The sequence below is a fragment of the Phormidium sp. CCY1219 genome (assembly GCF_035615515.1).
Taxonomy (GTDB): Bacteria; Cyanobacteriota; Cyanobacteriia; order Cyanobacteriales; family Laspinemataceae; genus CCY1219.
This window is the reverse complement of the sequence record NZ_JAJENT010000222.1, coordinates 1-258: the sequence shown is the minus strand read 5'-3', so window position 1 is coordinate 258 and position 258 is coordinate 1. Positions and strand designations below refer to the sequence as shown.

The 258-nt window shown below is 47.7% G+C and carries 1 protein-coding gene; it reads right to left on the bottom strand.

Annotated elements, in window-relative coordinates; translation table 11 throughout:
* Positions 1–258: reverse transcriptase/maturase family protein (locus tag LKK83_RS01975; protein WP_324629097.1), on the bottom strand; the 258-nt coding region annotated here is incomplete at both ends.

The following is a 258-nucleotide window of genomic DNA, read 5'->3' as shown; positions in this document are numbered from 1 at the left end:
AACCTTCTTGAATATGGCATCAATCGCATCGTGCGCTGACCTCCCTGGCCTAAATCCGTATGAGTCTGCCTCAAATCTGGCTTCCCATTGGGGTTCTAATGCCAGTTTTACCAAGGCTTGCTCGGCTCTATCCTTTATTGTCGGAATTCCTAAAGGACGCTTTTCATCGCGCCCTGGTTTTGGAATCCATATTCTGCGTAAGGAGCGGGCTTTGGATTTCTTCCCAAGTTTCTGGGCTAATTCAAACCGTTGTTTAGG